This is a genomic window from Calothrix sp. CBUCES-K 9914 (genome assembly GCF_059640475.1).
The window spans coordinates 1-9,074 of sequence record NZ_JBXXZH010000328.1 but is presented as its reverse complement, the minus strand read 5'-3'; the positions used below and the strand labels follow the sequence as shown (position 1 = coordinate 9,074).

4 protein-coding genes are annotated in these 9,074 nt (G+C 42.1%); 1 reads left to right on the top strand and 3 read right to left on the bottom strand.

The window, feature by feature from the left end; all coding sequences use genetic code 11:
• Nucleotides 1-479: 479 nt before the first annotated feature.
• Nucleotides 480-5,945 (top strand): trifunctional serine/threonine-protein kinase/ATP-binding protein/sensor histidine kinase, encoded by a 5,466-nt coding sequence (locus AC2JBO_RS39955; RefSeq protein WP_496959179.1) that lies wholly within the window; start codon nucleotides 480-482, stop codon nucleotides 5,943-5,945.
• Nucleotides 5,946-6,030: 85 nt separating this feature from the next.
• On the opposite strand, the gene AC2JBO_RS39950 is transcribed toward AC2JBO_RS39955, so the two are convergent.
• From AC2JBO_RS39950 to AC2JBO_RS39940, 3 genes are all read right to left on the bottom strand, one after another.
• The gene (locus AC2JBO_RS39950; protein ID WP_496959178.1) at nucleotides 6,031-7,083 is read right to left on the bottom strand and encodes a class I SAM-dependent methyltransferase; all 1,053 of its coding nucleotides are present in this window, start codon (nucleotides 7,081-7,083) and stop codon (nucleotides 6,031-6,033) included.
• A gap of 102 nt (nucleotides 7,084-7,185) precedes the next feature.
• Nucleotides 7,186-7,596: an ester cyclase gene (locus AC2JBO_RS39945; RefSeq protein WP_496959177.1), complete on the bottom strand. Its 411-nt coding sequence runs from the start codon at nucleotides 7,594-7,596 to the stop codon at nucleotides 7,186-7,188.
• A 281-nt stretch (nucleotides 7,597-7,877) separates the two neighbouring features.
• A partial coding sequence (locus tag AC2JBO_RS39940) for a cytochrome P450 (protein ID WP_496959176.1) occupies nucleotides 7,878-9,074 on the bottom strand: 1,197 nt, incomplete at its 5' end.

Genomic DNA, 9,074 nt, shown 5'->3' with positions numbered 1-9,074 from the left:
ACTTTTTTTGAGATGCACTACCTAATTTACTTATTATACCTCATGTGACTGGGAACCGCTATATAATACTGATAAGTGCAGTCAAAATATACAAAATTTTTCTTTTCATCAAACGAATACTCCTAATTCACACTTGCCCAGCAAATTTGGCCTTCTGTGTATTGAATACGGTTCAATCAAAAATTTATGCAAAGCGTGGAGTTTATCGTGCTTTAGGTCTGCCGACACCAAGATTGATCGCGGCACCTTTGCATTATACAACTCGTGCTGCTTTGGGTATCAATGGCGCGGCTTTTTATAGCCAAGACCGATTGTGCCAGTTTCTCCCGTCCTGATTCTAAAACCCTTGTCCCGCAAGTATTTTAGGTTTTCATCTACGGAGGTAACAGAGGAGGGATATTTAAAGTTAAATTGCAAAAATATCTGGGTATCCTAGGGATAATTCAACCAGCTTTAAATAACGCAGCATACCTAAGCTTATGACACTTCTAGCAAACACTTCCCTTAATTTGCCACCTAACATTTTTGGCTATACCCTTGTTGAGAAAATATATCTGGGTTCTCGGACGGCAGTGTATAGAGCAATACAAGTGGAATCACAGCGTCCAGTGGTAATTAAGGTGTTGCGGCGCGAATATCCAAGCTTTGCCGAATTAGTACAGTTTCGCAATCAGTATACGATAATGCGATACATCATTGACGCAAATGGCAAAAATTGCCTCGTTTCTGGGATTGTCCGACCCTTGAGCCTAGAACCAATTGAAAATAGTTATGCCTTGGTGATGGAGGATTACGGTGGGGTTGCTTTGGGAAAGTACGTACAGCAACATTCGTTGGGTCTAACAGAGGTATTCGAGATCGCTATCCAAATCGCTGACATTCTTCACAATCTGTGCCAGCATCGGGTGGTGCATAAAGACCTTAAACCCGCCAATATTGTGATTCATCCTGAGTCGAAACAAGTCAAATTGATCGACTTTAGTATTGCATCCTTGTTGCCCAAGGAAACCCAAGAAATCCAAAGTCCTAACATCTTGGAAGGCACCCTGGCGTATCTGGCTCCAGAACAAACTGGGCGGATGAATCGCGGTATCGATTATCGTGCTGATTTCTACGCTTTAGGTGTGACGCTATATCAACTCTTGAGCGGAACATTGCCGTTTGCGGTGGACGATCCACTGGAATTGATGCATTGTCAAATTGCAAAGGCGCCTGTCCCTGTTAATCAGGTGAACCCTGATGTGCCGACGATGGTGGCGAAGATCGTTGCAAAACTGATGGCAAAAAATGCTGAAGATCGGTATCAAAGCGCCCTAGGACTCAAATACGATTTGCAACAGTGTTTGACACAGTGGAAAGAAACGGGAAAAATTACAGCGTTTGAACTGGGACAACGAGATCTAAGTGATCGCTTTCTCATCCCCGAAAAACTCTACGGTCGGGAAGCTGAAGTTCAGGCTTTATTGAAAGCGTTTGATCGGGTTGGCAGTGGCGCCTCAGAACTGATGCTGGTTGCGGGTTTTTCAGGAATTGGGAAAACGGCTGTTGTATCGGAAATTCACAAGCCAATTATACGACAGCGAGGCTATTTTATTAAAGGTAAGTTTGACCAGTTTAATCGCAACATTCCTCTATCAGCATTTGTACAAGCGTTGCGGGATTTGATGGGGCAATTGCTGTGTGAATCAGACGAGCAAGTGGCGCAATGGCGAACGCAAATTTTGGCAGTCGTGGGAGAGAATGGGCAAGTTCTTATCAATCTTATTCCGGAAGTGGAGCAGATTATTGGCAAACAGCCCAGCGTTACTGAACTATCGGGCAATGCAGCACAGAATCGGTTTAACTTGCTGTTCCAAAAGTTTATTAAAGTATTTACAACGGCAGAACACCCATTAGTAATATTTTTGGATGATTTGCAATGGGCAGATTTGGCTTCGCTTCAGTTGCTCAAACTCCTAATGAGTGACAATGGTTATCTTTTCATGTTAGGCGCCTATCGAGATAATGAAGTATCGCCCACACATCCGTTTATCTTAACTGTAGAGGAACTCAAGAAATCGCAAGCAATTGTCCATACAATCAGTCTGGCGCCCCTAACTTTTGACGATACCAATCATCTTGTTGCAGACACGTTGAAGTGTTCAAGGCAACTCGCACAACCCCTTACCGAATTAATAGATCGTAGAACGAAAGGAAATCCATTTTTTACTACGCAATTTCTCAAAGCGTTACATGAAGATGGACAGATTAGCTTTGATCATGAGTGTCGCTATTGGAAATGCAACATTGCCCAAGTAAAAGCGTTAACACTCACCGATGATGTGGTAGAGTTCATGGCATTGCAATTGCAAAAATTGCCACTCGAAACACAACAAGTGTTGAAGTTAGCGGCTTGTGTGGGCAATCAGTTTGATTTAGCGACCTTGGCGATAGTGTTTGAGCAGTCTCAAATAACTACGGCAAACGCATTGTGGAGAGCATTACAGGAAGGCTTGATTTTACCGACGAGCCAGGTATACAAGTTTTTTCAGGGTACAGAACAGTCCGGAGCAGAGGATACAGTTAATTTGACCTATCGATTTTTACACGATCGAGTTCAACAAGCCGCCTATTCTTTGATTCCTGAGCATCAGAAAAAAGCTGCTCATTTAAAAATCGGAAAATTGTTGCTAAAGAACACATCACACGAATTCGTTGAAACAAATATTTTTGATATTGTTAATCAGTTAAATAAAGGAATTGATAGTATTAATCAGCAATCAGAAAAATATAAAGTCGCCCAACTCAATCTCATTGCTGGAAGAAAAGCAAAATCTTCTACTGCTTATCAAGCAGCCTTAAAATATTTGACTCTAGGTGCTAATTTACTAACAGATAATAGTTGGCAAATTGATTACGCACTAACTTTTGGATTATATCGAGAACGCGCAGAGTGTGAATATTTAACTGGTGATTTAAACCAAGCAGAAAAACTATTTGAACTGGTGTTAAATTCTGCTCAGGATAAGTTCGCTCAGGCAGACATTTATGCTATCCAGATGTATTTGAAAATGACTCAAGGTGAGAATATCCAAGCTGGCTTGAAAGCTGGACTGAAAGGATTGAGCATTATGGGAATGCATCTGCCGCTTACAGTTGAAGAACAGCAAGCAATGCTCAAAGCCGAACTAGAAAAACTAAACACTTTATTGAAAAAAGTACAGCCAGCAGATTTATTCAATCTGCCTGAAATGACAGATTCCATTAAGAAGGTTTGCATGAGCCTTCTGGCTGATATTTGGGCGGCAGCATATATGGCAGGAGAGCAATACCTCTCCTTTCTGAGTATACTATTGATGGTTAACAATTCATTGTTACATGGTAACGCCGAGGCATCGGGGTTTGCGTATTGTCTCTATGGAATGAGTCTGGCAAACCAGGGAGATTATCAAACGGCTTACGAGTTTGGAACATTAGGATTAAAACTTGATCGCCATTACAACAGTACTAAATTTATTTATAAAACAAACAACATCTTTGCACATACGATTAATCCTTACAATCAACATTTAAAGACGAATTTGCCGCTGTCTCAACAGTCCTTCCAAACCAGTCGAGAAGCTGGAGACGTAGTATTTGGGGTTTGGGCGGTTTCGTTTCTTATTTGGGCTATGTTGGTGAAGGGCGAACGTCTAGATGATGTTTATGCTGAGACTGAAAAATATCTGAGCTACGTTCAGCAGGTAAACGATATTAATATGTTGTACGCATTTACATTACAGCGACAGTTTCTTTTGAGTCTCCAAAATTCTTCTCAATATACCGACTTATTAGTTTCTCGCCATAAGAATATTCAAAACGATCAAAAAACTCTCTATATAGATGTCTGGAGACAAAAGAAGAACTTTGAACACGGAATTAACTGGTATTGTTTCCTCAAACTGCAACTTGCCTACTTTTATGGTCGCTACGCTGACGCTATTGAAGCGGCAGAAGAAGCTGAGGAGACACTAGCAGCTAACGCTGGTTTTTTCCCAATTATTCAGTACTACTTCTATTATCCACTCAGTTTAATAGCTCTCTATCCCACTGCCACATCAGAAAGGAAAAAGCAATATTGCGAGGTTTTGCAACAGCATCAGTCAATTGTTAAACAATGGGCGGATAGTTGCCCAGAAAACTTTTTGCATCGATATCTCTTACTCTCAGCGGAGATGGCGCAAATTTCTGGTAGGCATATAGAAGCAGCAGGTTTGTACGATCACGCCATTGCCACCGCCAAAGCCAACGAATACATTCACGAAGAAGCCCTTGCCAACGAACTTGCCGCCAAATTTTACCTGAGCTGGGGTAAAGAGCGCATTGCCCAGGAATACATGACCGAAGCCTACTACGGCTACGCGCGTTGGGGTGCCAAAGCCAAAGTTCAGGACTTAGAGTCCCGCTATCCCAACCTGCTCGCACTTATTTTACAACAGCAGCAAATGCCTTTGTCGGCAACTGAAACTTATTTTGCAAAAGAATTTCTAACTGTATTCCAGACTTCTGTATTCCAGACTTCTGTTACTCAGTCTTCTAGTTCCGGTAGCACCAGTATTTCTTCCATCCTCGACTTGGCAAGCGTCCTGAAAGCTTCTCAAACCCTTTCGAGCGAAATTCAACTCGATAAGCTATTGGCAACCTTACTGCATACTGTTCTAGAAAATGCTGGCGCCGACAAAGGGGTATTGCTAATGCCACATGAGAATCAGTGGTTCGTGGAAGCCTTTGCCACCGTCGATCAACCAGCGCGGGTACAATCCATCACCCTCTCCACCAGTCAAGAGATTCCCCACTGCTTGATTAACAGCGTCAAGCGCAGTCTGCAACCTCTTGTAATTGTCGATGCCGCAGCCCATCCCACCTTAGCAACAGATGCCTACGTATTACAAAAGCAACCCAAGAGTATCTTGTGTACACCGATTCTTCGGCAGGGCAAACTCGTTGCTATTTTATACCTAGAGAATCATCTCACCGTTGGGGCGTTTACCCGTGATCGCGTCGAACTGTTGAACTTGCTCTGTACCCAAGCCGCCATTTCTCTGGAAAATGCCCGTCTCTATCAACAAGCTCAAACCTATGCCCAAAAGCTTGAGCAATCACAATTACAAATCGTCCAAAGCGAAAAAATGGCATCGCTTGGAAATTTAGTTGCAGGGGTTGCCCACGAAATCAATAATCCGATCGGCTTCCTCAATGGCAGCATCAACAATGCCAAAGAGTATCTGCAAGATCTCCTTGGACATCTCGCGCTTTATCAGCAACATTATCCTAATCCTGCTGCACCTATTCAAGATAATGCCCAAGAAATTGACCTCGAATTTTTGAGCGGGGACTTACCGAAATTGCTGGACTCAATGAAAAGTACAACCGAGCGAATCAGGTCGATTAGTACTAGTCTCCGTACCTTTTCTCGCGCCGATACGGACAACAGAGTCGGCGCCAACCTACATGAAGGTCTCGATAGCACGCTGCTAATTTTGAAATACCGTCTTAAAGGTAACGAACATCGTCCCGCAATCGAGATTATTCAAAACTACGGTAATTTACCCGAAATCGAATGCTTCCCTGGACAATTAAACCAGGTATTTATGAACATTTTGGCGAATGCAATCGATGTCTTTGATGAAGCTGCCCAACAAGCTTCTTATGCTGATCTACAAACCAACCCTCAGAAAATTACAATTAAAACTGCGCTGACTGAGCAAAACGCAGTCGAAATCCAGATCAGCGATAATGGCAAAGGCATGACAGAAGCAGTAAAAGCCAGAATTTTTGACCATTTGTTTACCACTAAAGGTGTGGGTAAAGGCACAGGACTCGGATTAGCGATCGCTCGTCAAATTGTGGAAAAACATGGTGGTAGTTTAGAAGTGCAGTCAGAATTAGGTCGAGGCACTGATTTTTCCATCCGCCTGCCTTTATAGCGATGAGCCAGCAGAGCTTGAATTTTGTCAATGGGCGGGCAAGGATGCCCACCCCACAAGATTAAAATTATGCCAACCCTATTTACTAAATTCGCACTTCTAATATTAAGTTGAAAGGTGTTGCCGTTGCGCGACGACAATGACTAAACCCTGCCTCAGACATAACTTGAGCTAGTCTCTCTTCTCCTGCTTGCGCTCCTAGTCCCAGTCCAACTTCTTGAGAAAGGGAATTTGGTGTGCATATGGCAGTGGAACCAGCGTAATACATGCGACCAATTGCGTTGAGATTATCTTCGAGTTTTTTTCCTGCAAAAGGTTCGACTAATAATATAGTTCCATCTTTGCTCAACACTTCTTTGGTATATTTTGCGGCGCCTACTGGGTCGCCCATATCATGCAAGCAATCCATAAAACAAACTAGGTCATAGTCGTTTCCTGGGTAATCTTTAGCTGTGGCGACCTCGAAGTGAACTCTGTCTGCAACACCCGCAGCTTGGGCACGTAGACGAGCAGTAGCAATTGAATCAAAGTGGTAGTCAAAGCCAAAGAAGGTGGAATTAGGAAAAGCCTGCGCCATAATAATAGTAGAGGCGCCGTGACCACAACCCAAATCAGCAACTTTGGCGCCTGCTTTTAACTTTGCTTCGACTCCAGAGAGTGCAGGAATCCACGAATTAGTTAAATAAGTTTTGTAACCATTTCTAAAGAAGGCTTCACAACTACAAAACAATCTTGGATTATGCTCGTGCCAACCAATACCTTTACCTGTTTGGAAAGCATCAATAGTTTTGTCCTCATCTAACCACATTGAGGAAATTAAATCAAAAGCGGGACTCATAAACACAGGACTTTCGGAGTTAGCTAACACCATTGCATGTTCATCAGGTAACTCATAAGCGCGCGTGGTTGGATGGTAAATAACATAACCACCTGCGGCTTGATTATTTAACCACTCTTGTACGTAACGTTCCTTTGTATTTGTTTTTTGGGCTACCTGCTTGGGTGTAATTGCTCCGGCGCCTGCCATTGCTTTATAAAGACCAAGCTTGTGTCCGATGTTTGCCATCACACCAGACATGCTTGCTGCCATATCATTAACAACTTGATACACAAATTCTTGTACGCGCGCTTCATTCATATCACATAACCTCTAATTTTTTGTATTGTGTACTACAAAATGCCAATATAAATCTATACGGCATTAAATGAAGTTTTATGCAATTCGTATAAAATACTACTTTTAATCTATTGGAAGCCCAACTTGCTTAAACCAAGAAGCTTTATCCCAGTACCCACGCTGAAAACGAATTTTTTCATCAACAATATGAAAGAAGCCACATCCTCTAAGCGTGTACTTTTTACCCTGTGCTATTGATTCAGCCTCATTTCCGACAAATGTGCCGCCACCAGTCCATTCAAGAATAGCCCATTCACCATCTTCAAATAAGTTCTCTATATGAGTGTAAGTATCTGGGGTTGAACGAAAGAAGTTAACGAAATCCGCATAAATGGCACTTTTGCCTTCAAGAGGAGTACCGATAGCAACCTGAATATTTACGGCATTTTCGTGGTAAAAAGCAGCAGCAGCCGAAGCGTCATGAGCATTCAAAGCATCTACCCAGCCAAAAATAACTTGTTTTGGCGTTTTCACGTTTACTCCTCTAGAACTCATTCTTTTTGTTGATATCTTCCAAAATAAAGATAAATCGGGTAGAAGTAGGGAAGAACAATTTGCAACGGATGCAACGGATGTAACGGATAATTTATTAATTACAAACAAAATTTTGGTGCGTGACTATTTAAAATTAACCATCCGTTACATCTGTTCACCATCCGTTGCCAATCTTCCTACCCCCTCTGTGTAAAGACGCGATTAATCGCGTCTCTACGTGTCTCTGGTTTATGCAAGTAACAATACAAGGTGAATGGATTCTATCGCTTTGCTAGTAACATTTTTATTCCGTGTTTAGGACGTAAACTAAAAGCTGCCCAAGGAACAATTTCCTGTGGTGTTAGCTTGAGTTGGTAATTTTGAGCAATAGTTGCTAGTAACAACACAGCTTCCATCATGGCAAAGGATTTACCAATGCAGATTCTTTGACCCCCACCAAAAGGAAAATACGCAAACGTTGGTAGTTTTTTTGCCAAATCATTTTCCCAACGGTCTGGATTAAATTCGTCTGGATTGTTAAAATAACGAGGGTCGCGGTGCATTGCCCATTGACTCATTAACACGACATCACCCTTTCGCAAAGAATAACCAGCTATTTCGCAATCTTCTAGAGCTGTACGTGCCATTAACCAGGCAGGAGGATATAACCGCATCGATTCCATTATCACTCGTTCGGTGTAACGCAACTGGTGTAAGTTGGTAATAGCTGGCGCCTGACCATTCAATACCGTTTGCAATTCCTCCCATAATTTCCGCTCAAATTCTGGGTGTTGCGACAGCAAGTAAAACGTCCACGACATTGTTAAAGCAGTAGTTTCATGACCTGCTAAAATCATTGTTGCTAATTCATCACGTAATTGTTGGTCACTCATCCCTGTGCCATCTTCATCACGCATTTGTAGTAACATTGATAGCAAATCGCCTTTATCTTCTCCACTACTACGACGTTCTTGAATTAAATCTCTAATAATGTGATTTAACTTTTGCATCAAGTTTACGTAGCGTAGATTTTTTGGCCTAGGAAACCAATCAGGAAGTAAAAATAATAATAAGTTGTTGAAACGAGCTTCAAAATACTCAATACTTGACTCTGTTGCATCGTTGATAATTTTCACGTGCTTTTCGAGGTCAGCTTCCATCAAGCTTTTGGCAACAATCTTTAATGTTAGTCGCATCATGTCTTGATGAATATCGCGAACTTCACCATCTTGCCAGCTGGTAAGTAGCTTTTGGGTATAGTCCACCATCACCTCACCGTAGCCGAAAATACGCTCTCTGTGAAAAGCTGGTTGTGTTAGGCACCGTTGACGTTGCCAAAAGTCTGCTTCGCTGCTTACCAGTCCATTACCTAAGAATCTTCGGAGTATTTGCAAACCAAACGATTTACGAAATAACAATACCTTCGCCAAAATAAAGAGGGCCTTCTGTAGTAGAGTTATGTTTACTAAGACTACAAC

Coding starts and splice junctions, on each gene's coding strand:
- AC2JBO_RS39955 (WP_496959179.1), top strand. CDS start 480: ATGACACTTCTAGCAAACACTTCCCTTAATTTGCCACCTAACATTTTT.
- AC2JBO_RS39950 (WP_496959178.1), bottom strand. CDS start 7,083: ATGAATGAAGCGCGCGTACAAGAATTTGTGTATCAAGTTGTTAATGAT.